This window comes from Bremerella sp. P1, assembly GCF_028748185.1.
In the GTDB taxonomy this organism is placed as follows: Bacteria; Planctomycetota; Planctomycetia; order Pirellulales; family Pirellulaceae; genus Bremerella.
On record NZ_CP118164.1, the window covers coordinates 1,399,896 to 1,418,186 of the forward strand.

Here is an 18,291-nt window from a genome sequence, read left to right on the forward strand (position 1 = left end):
TTCGTACGTTATGAATATTGCCTGGCGAACGCTCTGCATCCTCCTCACCGCTTGCCTGGCAGCGTCTATCTCGCTGTCTTGGCCAGGGACGGCCGTCGCACAAGACCGAACGACGCCCGTCTCGGCAGTTAAGCCGGATAATGGTCGTCGACAAGTCGCTCAGGCCCCCGTCAGCGATCAGCGAATCTCGCTCGAGGAACGCAAACGCCGTGAAGAAGTCGCACTGGCCTTCGCGAAGAAACATCACCCAGAACTCGAGAAACTTCTCCGACAGCTTCGGGGTATGGATCAAAAGGAATACGCCAAGGCTGTTCGGGAACTGTACCGCGTGAGCGAACGACTAAGCCCCCTCGAGTCGCGTGCTCCTCGTTTCTACGAAGTGCAACTCGATTTATGGAAGGCAAACAGCAGTGCTACCTTGCTGGCGGCTCGACTGCAATTGAACCCTGGCAACGAAGACCTTCGCCAGGAATTCCGAGCAGCACTTTTACGGAAATTTGAAACACAAAAGCGCGTCAATGAAGAAGAACTCGTACGGGCTCGAGAACGTGTCCAACGTTTAGAGCAGAACCTCGAACGCTTGGAACGAGACGGCCCGCAAATGATCGAGCGGCAACTGCGTCAGCTGACGCCGAAGAATCGATCTAATACCCAGTAAATCGTTGGGTGCCAGTCGCACCTCAAAGCAAATAAACCAAACCACAGCTCATGACATCCCATCACTACGCGAAGGATAGCAATTTCATGAACGCCACTTTCGCTCGTTTATGTCTCTCGTTATTCGTACCGGCAATCGCTTTGGCGACCGTGGCCCCGCTTTCCGCGGAATCGCTCGCTGACAGCAAGACTTCCGGTGAAGTCATGCCGACGCTCATCGAGCGGTTTACGCCTGAAGACGTCGAAGAAACGCCTGACTTCCAAAAGCACGTCTCGCCCTTGATGGGCCGCTTGGGCTGCAATGGCCGCAGCTGCCACGGTTCGTTCCAAGGACGCGGTGGGTTCATCCTCTCGTTGTTCGGCTACGACTTCAAAGCGGACCATGCCGCAATTACCGAGGGAGACAATGCCCGGGTCGATACCGACTCACCGGACGAAAGCATGCTCATCTACAAGCCGACGGATGAAGACATGCACGAGGGTGGTAAACGTTACGAACTGAATAGCTGGGAACACCGCGTCCTGCATAACTGGATCAAGGGTGGTGCGCAATTCGACTCGTCGAACGTCGCCATTCTCAACAAGTTGGAAGTCACGCCGGAAGAAATCGTCTTTGGCGATAAGGACCAAACAGAACCACTTCGCGTCGTGGCCCACTGGGCTGATGGCACCAAGGAAGACGTCACCCCGCTATGCCGCTTTACAACCAACGACGACCAGGTCGCTGAGATCAACGGCGACGGAATCGTGACCAGCCGAGAAGCTGGCGACACGCATGTCGTGGTAGCCTACGACAAAGCCGTTGTTGCGATTCCTGTTCTACGTCCGGTCAGCAAGTTGATCGGTGACAAATACCCAACCGTTCCTACCCCCACCACGATTGACCAGCTGGTCGTTCAGAAACTGAAAAAACTGGGTATTGTTCCCTCTGAATTGTCATCCGACGAACAGTTCCTCCGCCGCGTGAGCCTCGACATCGCCGGGACGCTCCCCTCGCCAAGCGAGATCCGCGAGTTCGTGGCCGACAAGGACCCCAACAAGCGCGAAAAGAAGATTGATCAGTTGCTGGATACGCCTGCCTACGTCGCCAAGATGACCACTTTGCTGTGCGACATCACCGGCAACAACGATCAGCAACTCGTCAACGTATCACCCATGCGAGTCGGTCCGGCCCAGGAATGGTACGACTGGATCTACGACCGCGTTGAGAAGAACGTTCCGTACGACCAAATCGCCGGCGGTATCATTCTCGCACGTAGTCGCCTGGAAGGTGAAAGCTACCGTGAGTACTGCGAAGAAATGAGCGATATGTATCGCGATGGAGGCAGCTTTGCCGACCGCGAATCGATGACGCACTACTGGGCTCGCCGAGAATTCCGTCAGCCGGAAGAACGGGCCATCGCCTTTGCGTATGCCTTCATGGGCGTGCGAATTCAATGTGCCCAGTGCCATAAGCACCCGTTCGACGTCTGGTCGAAAAATGACTTCGACGAGTTCAAGACCTTCTTCACCGGTGCTCGCTTTGCCACTCAGCCTCCTCGTTTCGACCGAGATGGCTTTGCTCAGTACGAACAGATTCTGGAAAAACTCGATATCGACAAGAGTCTTCGTGGCAACCAGCAGCGACGTGAATTCGCGAAGGAACTACGCAACGGCAAGACCGTTCCTTTCCCAGAACTCGTTGTCATGCCGGTAAGCAACATCAGCCGCAATTCCAAAACCAACAAGAATCGCAAAGGCTTGCCGTCGCGTTCGCCGGAAGCACGCGTTTTGGGCGAAGAGGCGATCGACCTTCGCGACTACGAAGACGTACGTGAGCCTGTGATGGAATGGCTTCGCCAGAAGGACAATCCTTACTTCGCTCGGGCCATTGTCAATCGTATCTGGGCGACCTACTTCAGCGTGGGTATCGTCCATCCGACCGACGACTTGAGCCTGGGTAATCCTCCGAGCAACGAACCTCTGCTGGATTATCTGGCCAAAGGTTTTGTCGAGAACAACTACGACCTGAAGTGGGTTCATCGCGAAATCGCCCTGAGCCGTACATATCAGCTCTCGTGGGTTCCCAACGAAACCAATCGTCTCGACACACGAAATTTCAGCCGATCTGTTCCGCGCCGTCTGCCAGCCGAAGTCGCCTACGACATCATTCAGCAGGCCACCGCCGGGGACGACTCGATGGAAACCTACCTGACCAACATTGAAGACCGTGCCATTTCGATCCCCGGCACGCGTATTCAAGGGAATGCTTCCTACCCGCTGCAGATCTTCGGACGTAGCGAACGGGCCAGCAACTGTGACTGCGATCGCAGCATGGAAGCAACGCTCCTGCAAACCGTCTTCCTGCAAAACGACTTTAGCCTGCATGCCTCGATGGCCAGCGGCAACAGCTGGATTGGTCAGGTTCAAAAGTCGATGAAACCTGCAATCGATAAGAAGTCGACCGAAGTCGGCAGAATTCAAGCGCAGATCAAACGCTTGTACGAGCAAATGGGCAACGCTCGAGAATATGCCGAACGTTTGGCTGCCAAGGGAGACCAGAAGCGGGCAAAAGAGATCCGCCAGAAACTGGCTGCTGGCAAGAAACGTTTAGATACCTTGCGAGCCCAACTAGAAAGAGCAAAAGCTCAAGAAAAGGAAGAAGAGGCCGATCCGATCGCGTTCGATTCACCTGCCGACATGGTGACCGAGGCCTATCTCCGGACGCTTAGCCGTGAGCCAAGCGAAAAGGAAATGACCATTTCCTTGGAGCACATGCGAAGCGCCGAACAGCCCGTCGATGGTCTGCACGACCTGATGTGGGCACTTTTGAACACGAAAGAGTTCATCGTCAATCACTAAAAGAATCTGAACAGTCCCACTGATAACCGAACACTTCCAACAGCAAACTCCATTCTTAGGATCACCCGTATGCCCACCAATCAAACATGTGACGGAGTACGCCGCCGCGACTTTCTAAAAGTTGGCGTCATGGGCGGCATTGGTCTGAATTTGGCTTCCTACCTATCCCTGGCCGAAGCAGGAGAAGTTTCTGGTGGCGGCCAGGCCAAGGCCGGGATCTTCGTGAACTTGAACGGCGGACCGACGCACATTGATACGTTCGATCCCAAGCCGGAAGCTCCCAGCGAGTACCGCGGCGAGTTCAAGCCGATCAAGACGAACGTTCCAGGTATCGAGCTGAGCGAACACCTCCCCAAGCTCGCCCAGCAGGCCGATAAGTATGTCGTCATGCGTGGTGTCTCGCATACCCTGGCGGCCCACCAATTGGGTACCGAATACGTCAACACCGGCACGCGTCCGATTGCTTCGCTGCAATATCCCGCTTACGGCTCGATCGTGAGCAAGGAATTGGAAACGCCGGAAGATCTTCCACCATTTGTCGCCATCCCGCGTAGCCAGCAGTCGGCCGGCTACCTGGGCGTTAAGTACGCCCCGTTGGCGACCAACAGCACGCCTCGCCCTGGTCAGGCTTATTCGGTGCGCGGGATAAGCCTGGCCGGCGGGCTGACTATCGACACCGTTGAGCGTCGCCACAAGTTGCTGGCCCAGCTGGACCAAACGTTTGCCGGTTTTGAATCGGACGACCAGCTGCTCGATGGCTTGGATCGCTTCAGCCACCAGGCTCATGCGATCATTACTTCCAAGCGAGCCCGTGATGCGTTCGACGTCTCGAAGGAAAACCCTTCGTTCGCCAAGAACTTCGAACAAGACGAGTTCAGCATGAGCTGCTTGCTGGCGATTCGCTTGATCGAAAGTGGCGTCCGTTTCGTGACCATCACCAATGGTGGCTGGGACACGCATCAAGACAACTTTGCTCGCTTGAAGGATAACCTGCTTCCCAAGCTGGATAACGGCCTGGCATCACTCTTCAACGGACTGCACACCAAAGGCCTGCTGGATTCGACCGGCGTGTTTGTGACCGGTGAATTCGGTCGTACGCCGAAGATCAATGGCCGCGGTGGTCGCGATCACTACCCTCGTTGCATGACGATGCTGATGGCTGGCGGCGGCGTTCGCGGCGGTCAGGTCATCGGCGAAAGCGATGAGAAGGCCACCTTGCCGAAGGATGGCATCGGGTTCAAGCCGGACGATGCAGCGGCCTCGTTCTTCTACAACCTCGGCATCGACCACACCAAGGAATACCACACGAATACCGGCCGACCGATCACCATCGTGCGTGACGGGCAGGTTATCCGCCAACTCTTCTCGTAAGAGAAGCCGAGACACTTTCGCGTTTCACACTTCGTATCTTTTCCCCCTTTCCATTTCGGAGTCCCTGTAGTATGTCCCGTTGTCACACCCTGTTGATGTTTGCCCTCGTGGCAGTTTTGTCGGTTGGTACCGCCTTGGGCGCGGATGATGCCAAGCCGAAGAAGAAACAAGCCAAGGCACCGCAGCGCGGAATCTTTGCTCAAGTTAACAAGCTTGATCTGAGTGCCGAGCAAAAAGAAAAGGTCGCCGCCATCCAAAAGGAACTCGGCGCCAAGTTGGCCGAACTGACCAAAGCTGTCGGTTTAACCAAGGAAGACCGCCAAGCTCGCATGGCCGCCATGAAGGAAGCCAAAGAAAAAGGCCTCAAGGGTAAAGAGCTGCAAGAGTACGTCAGCGCGAAAGCTCCTCTGACGGACGAGCAAAAGGAAGCTCAAAAGGCGGTTGCCGCGTTGAACGGTAAGATCCGTGAAAAGCTGGCCAGCGTCCTGACCGATGAGCAAAAAGAAAAGCTTGGCCTCAATAAGAAGAAGCCAGGTGCGAATAAGAAAAAGAAGAAAGAAGCCGAATAAGCTTCCCGCCTAAGCAAGCCGACGGCGTCCAAGTGTCGTCGTCGGCAGGCTCCTTCGCGAAGCGGACCGGACGTGTTTCGGTCCGTTTTTTCGTTTCTTGACCGTAAAATTCCCCTACAACCCGCAAAATCAACCCCAAACCGAGCTTGCCGGATGATCCCCCGGTTGGCGATGATTCTCTCTGCCGCGTAACCTAAACTATCCCATGAGTTTCTTTCGCCACTTATTAAGCCGAATCCCCATGCCCCAGCCGTGGAAAAACCAGGGTCTTGGCCTGATCGTGCTGCTCGTCCTTTTGGGACTGGCCATGATCTACGTGCCGGGCTGGATTGCGGACATCATCCGCGAAGGAAACGACCTCGGGCCGGTTGGCAAATGGATCTACTTCTCGATCGTCGGATTGGGAGCCGCCCTGCTTCTGGGACTTGCCGGTTGGGGCCTCTGGACGCTGGTGATTGCCAAGATCCGTAAAGAGCGTCGCCGCGAAATGCGGAACCGCAATCCCAACGAACTGACGCCAGACCAGCGCCGCGCCGAGCTCAAAGAAAACCTGGAGAGCATCTCTGACCTCCGCGATGAAATGGCCGACGGCGACTTCCGCGATACCGTCGACCCAATGATCGACCGGATCGAAGAGAAGCTGGAAGGGGGAAACCTTGAGATTATCGCCTTCGGCACAATCAGTAGCGGGAAGTCCTCTCTTTTGAATGCCTTGGCAGGTCGCGATGCGTTCAGCACGGATGTGGTCGGCGGAACCACCGTTCGTCGCAATCAAGTCGAATGGCCAGGCAACAACAAGGTGCAGCTCATCGATACACCGGGGCTCGGAGAAGTCGACGGAAGCGTACACCAGGAAATCGCGACGCACTCGGCTCAAGATGCTGATATCGTCTTACTCGTGGTCGACGGCCCGCTACGTCATAGCGAGTTCCAACTGCTGGAACTTCTGGCCAAGATGGACAAGCGGGTAATCATCTGCCTGAACAAGGAAGACTGGTTTACCGACGCTGATAAAGCCAAACTCCTCCAACAAATCACTCAGCAAACCAAAGAGATCGTACAGGCCGACGATATCCTTTCGGTTCGCAGCCGCTCCACGAAACGAAAACGAATTCGCGTGTTGCCTGACGGCAGCGAAGTGGAAGAAGAAGTGGACGTCCCACTAAGCATCGAACCACTTGCCCGGCGGATGATGCAAGTCATTAAGAAGGATGGCACGGACTTGCTGCTGGCCAACCTTCTGGTACAGTCTCGCGGACTGGTCGAGAAAGCCCGTAAAGAGGTCGAGGACTCGATCGACCGCCAGGCCAACCAACTGGTCAACCGATACATGTGGGCCTCTGGCGGAGCTGGGGCATTCACCAATCCGTTGCCTGTGCCTATGGTCGAACTGGCAGCCGGTGTTGCTATTTCCACCAAGATGGTAATGGACCTGGCCAAGATCTATCGCCAAGATGTCGACCTGGATGTCGCCGTCAGCCTGCTGGGTCAGCTAAGCAAACAATTCATTGGCTACCTGGGCGTGCAGATGGCGGCCCCGGTTGTGGCGATGGCAATTGGATCGATGATCAAAACCGTTCCCGGCGTGGGAACCGTGTCGGGCATGCTACTCAACGGTATCGTCATGGCCCTGGTCACCCGTTGGATTGGTAACATCTTCATGGTCTACTTCAAACACGGTATGCAAGAGCCTGAGGGCGGTCTGGCTGGTCTGGCCCGTCGCGAGTGGGACAAGGTCACCGATTCCGCATACCTGCGTAAACTGGTTCAGGAAGCCCGACAACGTTATGTCGAACGAAAGTAACGACAACCTAACCCCCGATCAGCCGCCAACGACCGATGCAGGCTTCGCCACGGCCCCTCCTTCCGAGGAAGCGGTATCTGCGGACGATCGTCGATACATCGAAGCGTTGCAGTCGGTACGGCATACGCTCGACCGCTTCCGCGGATGTAGCGATAAAGAGAAGGAACTCTTGCGGCAAGACCTCGGTCAGCTCCAGAACATGGAGGCGAAACTGACCAGTGGCCGCGTCGAGATCGTCGTCTTCGGTGAAATCAGCACCGGCAAGTCAGCTTTGATCAATGCCTTGGTCGGCAAGGCGGTCACCCAGGTTGATATCCAAGGGGGATGGACCAAAGAGGTCTGGCATGTTGCCTGGGAAGGCGCCGGTTACCGGATTCCTGGCCTCGCGGATAGCGAAGTCGTTTTGATCGACACGCCTGGCATCAACGAAGTGGGCGGTGCCGATCGTGGAGAAATGGCCCAAGACACCGCTCGCCAAGCCGACGTAATCTTGTTCGTGATTGACTCCGACATGAACGAGACCGAGTATTCGGCTCTCATGTCCCTGGCCAACGTGAACAAGCCGATCATCGTCGTTCTGAATAAGATCGATCAGTATTCACCCAAAGAACGAGAACGTCTTGAGGTGATTCTCAATGAGCGTCTTGCTGGTATCATTCCCCCGGAAAGCATCGTCGAGACCGCCGCAGCGCCGAAGGAAGTCGAGTACATCATCCAACAGGCCGACGGTACCGAACGCAGCGAGTGGCGAACGCCGCCGCCGAAGGTCGAAGATCTGAAGTTGCGACTGCTGGAAGTTCTGGAAGAAGACGGGCTCGGATTATTAGCCCTGAATGCGGCCATGTACGCGGCCGACAAGTCTGACCGAGTCGCATCGCTGAAAGTGAAGATTCGCGAGCACCGTGCAAACCAGACAATCTGGAGCTTCGCCGTCGTGAAAGCAACCGCGGTGGCGGTGAACCCGGCCCCGGTTTTTGACGTGCTGGGAGGTAGCGCCGTCGATATCGCCATGCTAAGGGCCTTGGCCCATATTTATGGCATCGAGATGACCTGGTCAAATATCGAGAAGCTGGCCTCGAGTATCCTTCAGGCAGCCGGCTGGACCATTACCGCGGAGCTTGGTACCCACGCATTGAGTTCGGTCGTGAAGACGCTCACACTCGGCTGGGGCACTGTTCTCACGGCTGTCCCTCAGGGAGGCGCCGCCGGCTACGGAAGTTACATCGTCGGCAAAGCGGCCAAGTACTACTTCGAGCACGGTGCCAGCTGGGGTGACGAAGGCCCCAAGACCGTCGTGAAGCGAATCCTGGAAGAGACCGACAAGAAGTCCGTGGTACAGGACCTGAAGGCAGAGATCCAGAAGAAGCTACACTTGAACCGGCACTCGGGCAGCGGGACTTAGTCATTCTTCGTGGGATGCGTGCGTTCATTTTCCTCGCAATTCGCGGAGTGTTTCGATAGACTAATTGGTCGAATCCTTCCGCGTTTTCCGCACCTCCTCTTCGCTTCTTCTCGCCTCGCAGGTCATGCTATGAATCGCTCCATGCTTTGGTTGCCCGTTTGCATCGCGTCCTTATTCACCGCGTCGGCACAATCCGCTGAATGGACGCTATCGCAAATGGTAACCGTCGATGGGAATCAGCCGACTTATCACGGCAAGCCGGTTCCCGATGATCTGATCAACCCATGGCCGGCAGAGCTAGAAGCCGAGTTCCAAGCTCGTGCCCGATCAATCCTGGAAGCTCAAACGTCCGATGGCATGCCGCGAGGAAACACGTTTTTCGAGAACGAAAAGCGGACCTATGGCTACCTGATGGCTCATGCCCTGGCAGGCAAATCCGAGGCGGCAATGGAGAAGCTCCAGGAACGCGACCATCAACATCAAGAGTGGCACAAAGAGACAGAGGGGATCGACTTCTATGCCTGTTTCACCCTGAAGCATCAAATGCGGAAGTACTTCTACTTCGGCGATTTGATGGACCCCGCCTACAAAAAGCAAATGTACGAAGGGGGCAAGAAGTGGACGGCTCAAGATCCAATGCGGCGGCCTCATTACGCCTACGAACAAGGCAAACAGGGATGGGGACCGGACGCACGCAATAGCTGGGTCGACATCCGGAGTACCGAGAATCTTTATCTCATGCGTGTCACTAGTGTTTACTTGATGGCCGAGGAAACCGGCAACCGTGACACAACGGCCAAGTATAAGCAAGAGATTTTAAACTACGCGAAAACCCTCTATCGTGTTGGAATCGGGGAATGGGACTCGGAGAACTACCATGGCCATTCCGTTGCACCGCTGCTGAATCTGTATGACTTTGCCAAGGACAAGGAAGTCAAAAGTGCTGCCAAGGCCTGTCTCGATTTCTTCGCGGCAGCAGGGGCACTTAAGTATTGGCGCGGTGGATTCAACGGCCCCACGAAACGAGATTACAACCACGCCCAGCCGTTTGGTGGCAGCGCGGCCAATTCGCTTTGGGTTTGGTTCGGTGATCATCCCTCGGGTAAAGCCGACCACTGGGAATCGGATGAGATCCACCAAATCACCAGCCGCTATCGTCCGCCACTTGCCGTCGTAAAATTAGCCCGCAAAGAATTCGAGAAGCCGGTCGAAGTCTTCGCCGGCAAACCACCCTACTCCGCGACCACCGGACACCAATTCGATGCACAGCCGGAATACTCGGAAACGCAGTACATCGGTCACAGCTATCAAATGGGGTCGCTAACCGGGGGAACGTCGCCCGATGGGGGCGATGTCAATGGATTCAAGATACTGGTTTGGGACAAGGACGAAGGTGCCGTGGCGCTGCACGCCGGCCCAACCGACAAGCCAATGTATGTTGGCTCCCCCATGTACCAAAGTGGCATCGTCAGTGCCCAGAACCGCGTGGCACAGCAAGAGAACCTGGCGATATGGTTATCCCAGGATGGCAAATCTCCGTGGATCTGGGTGATCCCTAAGTCCATTCAGGTTCGTCAGAATGGCGAGATCACCTTTCTCGAGTGTACTAAGACGTGGATCGCCATTCGTCCACTGGGGACAACGTCATGGAAGCTCGACCAGCAGCTGACTTCAGAAATCGAACAAGACAAGAAGTCACGATTCGCAAATCACCAAGTCCTGAGTTGCCGTGGTCAGGGTGAAGCCTTTTGCGGCTTCGCGATCGAAGTAGGAGAACGCGAGTCACATCGCTCTTTCGAGCAATTCCAGAAGGCCGTTCAACAAGCGGAAGTCGATACGAGCGAACTGAAAAATGGAATCGTTCGCTATAAGTCCACCGATGGAAAGTGGCTTGGCATCCACTGGAACGATGATCCGCTCGACCTGGGTGTCTGGCGAAACGGAAGTCGTCGTGAACTGAAAAACACGCCGCTCTATGAAAGTTCGATCCTATCTGCCCAATGGGGACAAGGTAAACTTTCCGTTCGCTGCGGAGATGAGTCTTTCACATGCACGGTAGACGAAGAAGGCCTCGCTACGTTCGAGTAGGCAAGATGCCTACTTCGCGGCATGACTCTGCTCAGCTTCCTCAATCCCGCGTTCGATCATCTGCTGAAGTACGTCCTGATCGACATCCGCGAGTCGCTTGATGTAAAGACACCCTTTCCCGGTCTTATGCTTGCCCAGCTTCTCCAGAAGCGGTGCCATTTGCTGAATATCGCATGTCAGATATAAGCTGATCTGACCTTTGCGGGGGGCAAAGCCAACCATCATGATATCGCCTTCGCGACCCGATTCGTACTTGTAGTGATGCGTGCCAAAGCCGACGATGCTAGGTCCCCACATAACGGCTCTTTCGCCAGTAGCGGCCCGCATCATCTTGACCAACTGCTTACAGTCTTTCTTCTGCTGAGGATCCTCCAACGCGTCGATATACTTCGCTGCGCTGACTTTGGTCGGTTGCGTTTTGTTTTCCGCCATCGCTTTCTATGCCCTACCGATTGCGAATTCAGATGAGAGATTCTTTTCCTAAGATACCATGGACGAAATCCGACAAGCAAACCTTGCGATGCAATCAGCCCAAGGGCAAATGCACTACAATGGAAAAGATGGCGTCACCCCGGCAACTCAAGGAAGAATCCCTCATGCGACCAAGCTACGAAGAACTGGCCAAGATGATCGACCATGCCCTGCTGCATCCGACCATGACGGACGAGCAGATGGAAGCTGGTTGTCAGGCTGCGATAAAGTACGGTGTCGCGTCGGTGTGTATCAAACCCTACTACGTCCGTCGCGCGGCCCAATTACTTCAGGGTAGTGACGTGCTGGTCGGAACGGTCATCGGCTTCCCTCACGGCAGCAACCTCACCGAAATCAAACGACAGGAAACCCAACTGGCTTGCCAGGACGGAGCCGCCGAGATCGACATGGTGATCAACGTAGGCAAGGCAATCAGCGGTGACTGGCAGTACGTCCAGCAAGACATCGAAGCCGTCTGCAACGAAGCCCATAAACATGGCGCAAAGGTCAAAGTAATCATCGAGAACGATTACCTGGCCAGTGGCGGGGGCGGTCTGGACGGAGACGCATTGAAATCGAAGCTATGCCAGATCAGCGAAGCGGCTGGCGCGGACTGGGTGAAAACCTCCACCGGATTCGGCTTCGTTAAGCAGTCTGGTGGAGGCTACAACTATCAAGGGGCAACCGAGCATGATTTGAAGCTGATGCGTGAGGCTGTTTCCGAATCGGTGCAAGTCAAAGCGTCTGGCGGCGTACGCGATCTGGAAGGCCTCCTTCGCGTGCGGGAACTTGGGGCATCTCGCTGTGGTACCAGCGCTACGGCGCAGATCCTTGATGCTTATGGTCGAGACGAATCCATCGGCAGTGGAAAGCTGGGCGGCGGCGGATACTAAAGCTCGCCTCGATCTTGGGCAGGTTGGTAGAATGCATAAGACACGTCCGACTCATTCGATCTTCTACTGCGACCATGCTTCGACTGGCCCTGCTATCGCTCTTCCTGCTCACGTTTAAAGCGAACGGATCGCTTTGCGCGCAGGAGACTTATTTCAGCGATGTGCCACTCGGGATCGACTGGATTATCGTCCCACAAGACAACCCCATGTCGGCTGCCAAAGTCGAACTCGGCAAGCGGCTATTCTTTGACGCACGCCTCTCAGGCAACGGTACCGTTAGCTGTGCCAGTTGTCACGATCCGAACAAAGGCTGGGCCGATGATCGCAAGTTTTCCCCAGGAGCCCACGGTGAACTCACCACGCGAAACGTCCCTAGCGTTGTCAATGTGGGTCTGCATCGTACCTTCTTCTGGGACGGACGCGCCGCTTCGCTGGAAGAGCAGGCCCTGGTTCCTTTGACTAATCCGGCGGAAATGGACATCGAACTGGGCGAACTCGAAAATCGACTTCGACAGATCGACGGCTATCGGTCGCAGTTTCAAGCCATCTTTGCCGATGGAGTCACCGCCCAGAATGTCGCCAAGTGCCTAGCAGCATTTCAACGAACGCTTGTGGCTGGCGAAACCGCGTACGACCGCTTTCGCGGGGGTCATGCCAACGCTCTCGCAGGAGAAATCGGCCGCGGTAGCGGAATCTTCTTCGGCAAAGCGAACTGCGGCAACTGCCATATCGCCAAGGTCTATACGGACCATAAGCTTCACAACATCGGCACCGGCCTCGACGATACGGAGCAAGACCGTGAGCTTGCCGGGCAAACAGGGAAAGCGGCCGACGGCGGCAAGTTCCGCACGCCCCTGCTCCGCGACCTGGCGTTAACCGCCCCATATTTCCACGATGGCAGCAAAACAACACTGGAAGAGGTCGTCGACTTCTATAACGAAGGCGGCGGAAAGAACCCGCATCTTGATCCGCATATCGTGCCGTTAAAACTGACGCCGGAAGAAAAGAAAGCCCTAGTCACATTTCTACGCGAAGGACTGCGTAGCAACGTCTATCCTCAGATCGAGAAACCTCGACTGCCGAAGTAGATGCTACTTATCGGCGTCCAGGCATTCGAGTTCCGTATAGAACATCGCAGCCGGGTTGATGCGATTCGCCTCGAGAAAAGCTTCTCGCTTGCGGACGACATCCGTTTGGGCCAGCGCCGGCAAGACGACACCCCAAATACCAGCGATCAACAATCCGGTAATCGCAAGAGCCATCCAGCCGCGATATGTGCGATCCGACTTCATCAGGAACCCCAAGGAATGACTTTAAATGCGAGGTATGCCATCGCCAAAGTCAAAATGACATTCAGTGTCTGACCACAAATGTACAGCACCAACGGTTTGCCTCCATGGAACTGAGACGATAGTTGACGGAAATTCAGGTCGATGCCAATGCAGATAAAGGCCAGGCAGAACAGCCAGCCACGAAGCCCTTTGGTAACAGCGGTTGTACCGGAAACCAGCATCTCGCCTTCGCTCGAGGAAGCATAAATGAGCGAGGCAACGATCGAAGCACCGATGAAACCCAAGACGAACTTGGGGAAACGCTTCCAGATTTCGCCAGCCCCAATACTGGGCTTCTCACCCTCTTCGCTATCGGACCGTGTCGTCCAGTAGACAGCGACACCAAAGGCAATCACACCAATCAGAATGTTCTGAATCATCTTCACCGTGGCAGCAACTTCCAGGGCGGTATCCCCCAGCAAACCACCAGCAACGGCCACCGCCCCGGTCGCGTCGATCGTCCCTCCGATCCACGCACCGCCGAGTTCCTCATCGAGCCCCATCCAGGTAATGAGCATGGGCATGACCGCCATCATCACTGCCGTGAAGCAGAGCGAGAGACCGATCGCCACGGAGAGTTCTTCTTTTTTCGCCTTGCACGCCGCGGCCGTCGCAATAGCCGCTGAGACACCACACACCGACATATCAGCCGAGATGGTCATGTTGAGCGAGGCGGACTTCATCTTCAAGATCTTCTGGCCGAACCAGAACGTAGTGATCAGGACGATCGGCGTCACGACCCAGGCCACCATGATGCCAGGCATGCCCAGGGCCATCAGACGGCTGAAAAGAACTTCCGCTCCCAGGATGACCAGACCGGTCTTAATGTATAGCTCGGTCCGCATGGCCGCTTCGCCCAGTGCGCCAAAGGCCTGCTTGCCGATCGTATTGCCGATGATCAAACCAACCACCAACGCCCAAAGGGCGTATTCGAGATTGTAGCTCTTCACGACCGATTGGCCTGCCAAGATATAGGCAATGGTCGCCAAGAAGAACAGGATCAAGAAACCACCCAGAAATGCCACAGGGTTGGCCTTGGGGCGCATCAGGGGAGAAAGCGCCGTCATGAATACGCCCAGGATCACGAGTGCTCCGAGGGTGCCTGGCCAAGTCGCTTTGGGCTTATCCGCCGGACCCGTGAATGAATCGACCGGATTCGATTCCCAACCGCCAGGCTTGCTGACGTAGCCCTTCAAAGGGTTGGTGATCGCGGTGACCGTGTCCCCTTCGACCGTTTCCTTCCCCATGGTTAAGGTGGCGGCGAAGCACAAGATCAACAGTAACATGCCAGCCAAGATGGCAATGACATCTTCCGAAAGTCCAGGACGATTCTCTGCCGATGGGGCGGGTGCGCTGTCGGTTTCGTTCATGAGATGATAGAGCGAGGAAGGGAGTTGGCAGGCGAGTTATGCTGTGAAAATATAACCAAATCGTTAAGACTTCCCAAGTCGGAAGACCGTAAGATCGGCCGCTTCGCGGCGAATCACCCCCTAGAACGCCCTATTGGCAAAGGAAAACGAGAATCAACGGCCACTTGTGACAACTTTCTCCCAGGGATCGCTGCAAGGAACGCCGTCGTTACAGTAGAATGCGAAATGGCAAATCCCCCTCGCAGGACGGACAACGCAGTGGCAAAGGGGATGATGCTATTATCGTTTCGTGATTTGGAGGCCCATCGCAGGCAGCGCATGTTTCCCGATGAGACTGCCCTCAGCAATTTGAAGGACAACGAGCGCGTTGTGCTCTACCCTTCCTATGCCTATCCGGCGCCTGATCAAAGCGGGTGGATTCTGCAGGTCCACGGAAGTGTTTTCGAGGCTGTGCCTGCGAACCTTCCCCGCAAGATCATGATCCGCCTGCTGGCACGCTTGATGGGGGCGACACCAGAACAACTCGATACTAGCGTCTTCAAGCAGCGGATCCTCGGCTTCACCGTTCACCAACACGGCGGCAGAGAGATCGCGGTTAAGATCGGCGACAAGATCTACCAACTGCAAGGCAAGACCAAGAAGAATGGCCAGTTCCGTGGAACGGTGCTCATTCCCAACGAAGACGTCGACACCATTGCCATGACGGTGGGGGCGACTCGCCACGTGCGCTACGCGATTCATTCGAAGTTCGAAGTGGCCACCCCACTGGAAGGCTTGGTGAAGCTAATCGATCGCGATGGGATCTCGGTCATCTCCGACATTGACGACACCGTCAAACATACTCAGGTCGCCACGCGAAAAGACATGCTGGCCAACACCTTTCTGCACGAGTTCGCAACCGTGCCCGGCATGGTCGAGCTGTATCAGAAGTGGCAGGAGCAAGGCGCTTCATTTCACTATGTGACCAGCAGTCCCTGGCAGTTGTTTGAACCTTTGTCGGAACTGTTTCGCGACCAAGGCTTGCCAGATGGTTCGTTTCATATGAAGAGTGTCCGCTTCCGCGATCCAACGGTGCTGCAATTGTTCATCGCACGGCGTTGGGGCAAGCGAAAAGCGATCAAGCAATTGCTGCGGACTTTCCCCGACCGCAAATTCGTAATGGTGGGGGATTCGGGAGAGAAAGACCCGGAAACGTACGGCGTGATGGCTCGCAAGTTTCCTGATCAGGTCGTGAAAATCTTCATTCGCGACCTGGGAGGCAAGAAGTCGACGGATCATCGCTTTGCCAAAGCATTCAGGCGAGTCCCGGAAGAGAAGTGGCAGCGATTCACCTGCGCTTCTCAAATAAGTGACTATGACATGCCAGCTTCTCCGAAGCTTTCGTCCGTAGAAGCCAATGGGGACGGCAAGTCGTTGCCGTCGTCTTAGACTTGGGTGTATCCCAACCCGGTGATGATCTCGTACATCTCTTCGTACGTGATGAATCGGCGACGATTGCGAAGCTTGTATTCGTCGATCGCCAAGGCCAATTCCTGAGCACCGGGGGACAAGCCTTCGTGGCTGTTGGTGAATTGGCGACGCTCGAAGACCGGCGTTTCGCCCGCCTTACGAGGGCTACGTCGGTCGACAAAAGGAGTCGTCGTCGCAGGCACAGGTTGATTCATCTTAGACATCTCCGACAGTCAGTCTTCTTCGATACGTTTACGGAAAGAACTCCGTAGTTCGGTCTTGAAAACCTAGATCGCATGTTGGCGAAGTCAAACCATGATGACAGATTGCCACACGTAGCGAGGGGACTTGAGAAGAACGCATCTGAGCGATCGGTATAACCGGCACAGCCGTACCTGACCAAAGCAGCGAGTCTATCGCCGGATGGACTGCTGGGCCTGCTGACGGAAGACGGGCAATTGCCCGACCAACTGCAAAGCCGAAGCGTGCTGTGGATTGACCTGTAGCGCCGAGTTGGCGGCATACTCGGCTCGAGCCAACCTGCCGGCGGCCACTTCACACTCAGCCCAAGTATAAAGCAGGTCGGCGGTCATGTCGTTCGTCTCGGCGAGTTCGGCCAGACAATCGGCTGCGTCCAGGTGCCGGCCGAGATCGCGGTAGGCCAAGGCCTGCTCGACACCCACGTCCGGCGGCAAGCGATGACCGAACTCAACTTGTTGGACCATCGAGATGCACGCCAGAGCCTGGCTCGGTTGCCCCAACTGCCGGTAGGTCGATGCCAATCTCAACTGGACATCGCGGTTGGTCGCTTCGCTATTGGTCGCGGCTCGAATGTAACAAAGCTTCGCCGATTCCAGGTCTCTACGTACCAGTGCCAGGTCGCCTTGAAGCTGCCATGCAGGGGCATATTTCGGATCGCATTCAATCGCCCTGTTCGCGGAAATGTGGGCCTTGGTCGGATCACCAGAATCGAGATACATCCGACCGATGCGTGAATGTAGATCGGGGTCGTCGCTTCCCAGCGTTTGGGCTGATTCCAATTCCGCAATCGCTTCGGCTTGCTTGCCGGTCTTCCAGAGCGTCTCGGCATAATGCATTCTCGCTTGAAGATCGTAGGGAGCGTTCTTCTTGGCCTCAGCCAACAGCTTTTCCGCATTCTCCCAGTCGTCGCGGTGCATCGCTTGAACACCGCGCTGCGTCAATTGACGAGCCTGAACGATCTTTTGATGCGAGGCATTCGCCTGACTGAACGTACTGCAACCGCCGAGAACTGCTAGCACGAGCGCACCCAGCACGATTCCGCTTGCGCAGAAGGCGCGGCTCCTAGCCATTTCCGAGGATTGCATCCATTCCATAGGGGTTTCCAGCGAATCGTTCGCCGTAGGTAGTTAACTGGCAGAGACTACCAAACCTGCGTTTTTCATCCTAGATCAGGCTCGGCTTGTCTGATTGATCGCCAATAGGCAAACAAGCTAAACCCGTTAAAATACGGGGGAATAGATCGAATTCTTTCCCGAGGGCGACTTTGCCCGAACTCTTTGAACCATTACGCATCGAAGGCTGCCGTGGTTGCCACATACGACAATTTAGGCGTGAAGTTCTCTTACCCCGAGAACTGGCGAATTTCGGAAGATCAGACCAACGCCTGGCCGCGGAGTGTCTCGGTCCACAGTCCCACCGAAGCGTTCTGGACGTTAATGATCTACGAACCAGGCACCGAGCTTGAGGCGCTGGTTGACGCCGTTCGCGACGCCTTAAGCGAGGAATACACCGACTTCGAGTCTGTTCCTGCCGAGCAAACGATTGAGGGCGTCGACCTGATTGGATGCGACCTAAACTTCTACTGCCTCGACTTTTTGGTCCAAGCCAAGATCCGCGCGTTGATGCTGGGCGTGCGTCCCTGCGTGATCCTTTACCAGGGGGAAGATCGCGAGTTCGATGAAATGGAACGGGTCTTTTCCGCCATTACGCACGACCTGATTCGCTCGTAGGAGAACACTGGAAAGGGGACGTTTGCGTCCACTATAATCTTCTCTGTTGGCGGA

Annotated in this window: 16 protein-coding genes; 11 read left to right on the forward strand and 5 right to left on the reverse strand. The window is 55.6% G+C overall.

Annotation, left to right across the window (positions count from 1 at the left end):
- Positions 1–10: 10 nt before the first annotated feature.
- From PSR63_RS05900 to PSR63_RS05930, 7 genes are all read left to right on the forward strand, one after another.
- The gene (locus tag PSR63_RS05900; RefSeq protein WP_274331556.1) at positions 11–658 is read left to right on the forward strand and encodes a hypothetical protein; all 648 of its coding nucleotides are present in this window, start codon (positions 11–13) and stop codon (positions 656–658) included.
- An 86-nt stretch (positions 659–744) separates the two neighbouring features.
- Positions 745–3,498, forward strand: coding sequence for a DUF1549 and DUF1553 domain-containing protein (locus tag PSR63_RS05905; protein ID WP_274331558.1), 2,754 nt, complete (start codon positions 745–747; stop codon positions 3,496–3,498).
- A gap of 69 nt (positions 3,499–3,567) precedes the next feature.
- Entirely contained in the window at positions 3,568–4,869 is a 1,302-nt protein-coding gene (locus PSR63_RS05910) for a DUF1501 domain-containing protein (protein WP_274331560.1), read from the forward strand.
- A gap of 71 nt (positions 4,870–4,940) precedes the next feature.
- Entirely contained in the window at positions 4,941–5,438 is a 498-nt protein-coding gene (locus PSR63_RS05915; protein WP_274331563.1) for a hypothetical protein, read from the forward strand.
- Positions 5,439–5,679: 241 nt separating this feature from the next.
- Positions 5,680–7,242 (forward strand): YcjF family protein, encoded by a 1,563-nt coding sequence (locus PSR63_RS05920; RefSeq protein WP_274331565.1) that lies wholly within the window; start codon positions 5,680–5,682, stop codon positions 7,240–7,242.
- Positions 7,226–8,644: a YcjF family protein gene (locus tag PSR63_RS05925; RefSeq protein WP_274331567.1), complete on the forward strand. Its 1,419-nt coding sequence runs from the start codon at positions 7,226–7,228 to the stop codon at positions 8,642–8,644. Before PSR63_RS05920 ends, PSR63_RS05925 begins: the two co-directional genes overlap by 17 nt.
- Before the next feature lie 141 nt (positions 8,645–8,785).
- Positions 8,786–10,732: a hypothetical protein gene (locus tag PSR63_RS05930; protein WP_274331569.1), complete on the forward strand. Its 1,947-nt coding sequence runs from the start codon at positions 8,786–8,788 to the stop codon at positions 10,730–10,732.
- Positions 10,733–10,741: 9 nt separating this feature from the next.
- On the opposite strand, the gene PSR63_RS05935 is transcribed toward PSR63_RS05930, so the two are convergent.
- Complete coding sequence (locus PSR63_RS05935; RefSeq protein ID WP_274331570.1) at positions 10,742–11,164, reverse strand: DUF1801 domain-containing protein; 423 nt, start codon at positions 11,162–11,164, stop codon at positions 10,742–10,744.
- Between the two features lie 164 nt (positions 11,165–11,328).
- Here PSR63_RS05935 and deoC point away from each other — a divergent pair, with 164 nt between their 5' ends.
- The gene (deoC, locus tag PSR63_RS05940) at positions 11,329–12,096 is read left to right on the forward strand and encodes a deoxyribose-phosphate aldolase (protein WP_274331571.1); all 768 of its coding nucleotides are present in this window, start codon (positions 11,329–11,331) and stop codon (positions 12,094–12,096) included.
- A gap of 74 nt (positions 12,097–12,170) precedes the next feature.
- On the forward strand, positions 12,171–13,184 hold the full coding sequence (locus PSR63_RS05945) for a cytochrome-c peroxidase (protein ID WP_274331573.1): 1,014 nt from the start codon (positions 12,171–12,173) through the stop codon (positions 13,182–13,184).
- Between the two features lie 3 nt (positions 13,185–13,187).
- On the opposite strand, the gene PSR63_RS05950 is transcribed toward PSR63_RS05945, so the two are convergent.
- On the reverse strand, positions 13,188–13,388 hold the full coding sequence (locus tag PSR63_RS05950) for a hypothetical protein (RefSeq protein WP_274331575.1): 201 nt from the start codon (positions 13,386–13,388) through the stop codon (positions 13,188–13,190).
- Positions 13,388–14,797 carry a YeiH family protein gene (locus PSR63_RS05955; protein ID WP_274331577.1) on the reverse strand — a complete coding sequence of 470 codons (1,410 nt, stop codon included), beginning with the start codon at positions 14,795–14,797 and terminating at the stop codon, positions 13,388–13,390. The genes PSR63_RS05950 and PSR63_RS05955 overlap by 1 nt, the downstream gene beginning before the upstream one ends.
- Positions 14,798–15,067: 270 nt before the next feature.
- Here PSR63_RS05955 and PSR63_RS05960 point away from each other — a divergent pair, with 270 nt between their 5' ends.
- The gene (locus PSR63_RS05960; protein WP_274331579.1) at positions 15,068–16,225 is read left to right on the forward strand and encodes a phosphatidate phosphatase App1 family protein; all 1,158 of its coding nucleotides are present in this window, start codon (positions 15,068–15,070) and stop codon (positions 16,223–16,225) included.
- Here PSR63_RS05960 and PSR63_RS05965 read toward each other — a convergent pair.
- Positions 16,222–16,461, reverse strand: a complete 240-nt coding sequence (locus PSR63_RS05965; protein WP_274331580.1) for a hypothetical protein — start codon at positions 16,459–16,461, stop codon at positions 16,222–16,224. The genes PSR63_RS05960 and PSR63_RS05965 overlap by 4 nt on opposite strands.
- A 198-nt stretch (positions 16,462–16,659) precedes the next feature.
- Positions 16,660–17,577, reverse strand: a complete 918-nt coding sequence (locus PSR63_RS05970) for a tetratricopeptide repeat protein (protein WP_274331582.1) — start codon at positions 17,575–17,577, stop codon at positions 16,660–16,662.
- Positions 17,578–17,811: 234 nt separating this feature from the next.
- Between PSR63_RS05970 and PSR63_RS05975 the strand changes: the two genes are divergently transcribed.
- Positions 17,812–18,237 (forward strand): hypothetical protein, encoded by a 426-nt coding sequence (locus tag PSR63_RS05975; protein ID WP_274331583.1) that lies wholly within the window; start codon positions 17,812–17,814, stop codon positions 18,235–18,237.
- Positions 18,238–18,291 lie beyond the last annotated feature (54 nt).

What these genes read in the sequence shown, in the direction of transcription:
- PSR63_RS05900 (WP_274331556.1), top strand. Translation starts at nt 11, where the DNA reads ATGAATATTGCCTGGCGAACGCTCTGCATCCTCCTCACCGCTTGCCTG.
- PSR63_RS05905 (WP_274331558.1), top strand. Translation starts at nt 745, where the DNA reads ATGAACGCCACTTTCGCTCGTTTATGTCTCTCGTTATTCGTACCGGCA.
- PSR63_RS05910 (WP_274331560.1), top strand. Translation starts at nt 3,568, where the DNA reads ATGCCCACCAATCAAACATGTGACGGAGTACGCCGCCGCGACTTTCTA.
- PSR63_RS05915 (WP_274331563.1), top strand. Translation starts at nt 4,941, where the DNA reads ATGTCCCGTTGTCACACCCTGTTGATGTTTGCCCTCGTGGCAGTTTTG.
- PSR63_RS05920 (WP_274331565.1), top strand. Translation starts at nt 5,680, where the DNA reads ATGCCCCAGCCGTGGAAAAACCAGGGTCTTGGCCTGATCGTGCTGCTC.
- PSR63_RS05925 (WP_274331567.1), top strand. Translation starts at nt 7,226, where the DNA reads ATGTCGAACGAAAGTAACGACAACCTAACCCCCGATCAGCCGCCAACG.
- PSR63_RS05930 (WP_274331569.1), top strand. Translation starts at nt 8,786, where the DNA reads ATGCTTTGGTTGCCCGTTTGCATCGCGTCCTTATTCACCGCGTCGGCA.
- PSR63_RS05935 (WP_274331570.1), bottom strand. Translation starts at nt 11,164, where the DNA reads ATGGCGGAAAACAAAACGCAACCGACCAAAGTCAGCGCAGCGAAGTAT.
- deoC (WP_274331571.1), top strand. Translation starts at nt 11,329, where the DNA reads ATGCGACCAAGCTACGAAGAACTGGCCAAGATGATCGACCATGCCCTG.
- PSR63_RS05945 (WP_274331573.1), top strand. Translation starts at nt 12,171, where the DNA reads ATGCTTCGACTGGCCCTGCTATCGCTCTTCCTGCTCACGTTTAAAGCG.
- PSR63_RS05950 (WP_274331575.1), bottom strand. Translation starts at nt 13,388, where the DNA reads ATGAAGTCGGATCGCACATATCGCGGCTGGATGGCTCTTGCGATTACC.
- PSR63_RS05955 (WP_274331577.1), bottom strand. Translation starts at nt 14,797, where the DNA reads ATGAACGAAACCGACAGCGCACCCGCCCCATCGGCAGAGAATCGTCCT.
- PSR63_RS05960 (WP_274331579.1), top strand. Translation starts at nt 15,068, where the DNA reads ATGATGCTATTATCGTTTCGTGATTTGGAGGCCCATCGCAGGCAGCGC.
- PSR63_RS05965 (WP_274331580.1), bottom strand. Translation starts at nt 16,461, where the DNA reads ATGAATCAACCTGTGCCTGCGACGACGACTCCTTTTGTCGACCGACGT.
- PSR63_RS05970 (WP_274331582.1), bottom strand. Translation starts at nt 17,577, where the DNA reads ATGGCTAGGAGCCGCGCCTTCTGCGCAAGCGGAATCGTGCTGGGTGCG.